At 42.2% G+C, this 1,199-nt stretch carries 1 pseudogene; it reads left to right on the forward strand.

The window, feature by feature from the left end:
* A pseudogene (locus ACFIKR_RS09300) lies at window positions 1-1,199 on the forward strand (hypothetical protein); the annotation flags it as partial.

Here is a 1,199-nt window from a genome sequence, read left to right on the forward strand (position 1 = left end):
GTGTTGAAACAGCCTTTAAAGGACTTGATGATAATATCAAGACTGTTAACGATCGTATTAAGGAAGTCTCAGAAGGAATTGCACAAGATTCTTTATCATGGAGTAATAAGAGTAAAGCCTTTGTGGCAACGCATGGGGAAAAGGACAGCAAAACCAATAGCAAGATCACATCGCTTAAGAATGGGGACATTACTTCAACCTCAAGCGATGCTGTAGCGGGTAACCAGCTTCATACATTGGGCACTGAGGTTGCAAAATCTTTAGGCGGTGCTGCTAGCTACGAGAATGGTGCATGGGTTGCTCCTACATTCACGGTTAAGACCTTCAATAAAGATGGCACTGCGACTGATAAGTCTTATGACGATGTCGCGACTGCCTTTGCTGGTGTTGGTGATTCATTCGAGAACGTTAAAGATACATTCAAGAATGTTAAGGATGAAATTACCAAAGAGATTGAAAAAGACATTATCATTGCTCAAGGTGATGCCTTGTTGTGGGACAAGACTACAGACGCCTTTGTAGCCTTGCATGGAAAAGAAAATAGCAAAACAAATAGCAAGATTACATCCCTTGCAAATGGTGACATTACTTCAACCTCAAGCGATGCTGTAGCTGGCAATCAGCTTTATACCCTAGGAAGCAGTGTTGCAAAATCTTTAGGCGGTGCTGCTAGTTATGAGAATGGTGCATGGGTTGCTCCTACATTCACGGTTAAGACCTTCAATAAAGATGGCACTGCGACTGAGAAGTCTTATGACAATGTCGCGACTGCCTTTGCTGGTGTTGGTGATTCATTCGAGAACGTTAAAAACGAGATTACCAATCAGATTAAAGATGAAAAATATGATTCTTTGAATTGGAGTGACACTGATAATGCGTTTGTAGCGCAACATTCAAGGAGACCGAGTGGTGGCTTGAAGCCAGAATTGGCAACCAATAGCAAGATTACATCACTTAAGAATGGTGACATTACTTCAACCTCAAGCGATGCTGTAGCGGGTAATCAGCTTCATACCCTAGGGAGCAGTGTTGCAAAATCTTTAGGCGGTGCTGCTAGCTATGAGAATGGTGTATGGGTTGTTCCTAGTTTCAAGGTTAAAACAGTCAATGAAGATGGCACCTCTGAAGATAAGGATTACTCTGATGTAGCGAGTGCTTTTGCAGGAGTTGGTAGTTCTATCACGAATGTTAAAAACGAG

This window comes from Bartonella sp. MR30HLJHH, assembly GCF_042194195.1.
Classification (GTDB): Bacteria; Pseudomonadota; Alphaproteobacteria; order Rhizobiales; family Rhizobiaceae; genus Bartonella; species Bartonella grahamii.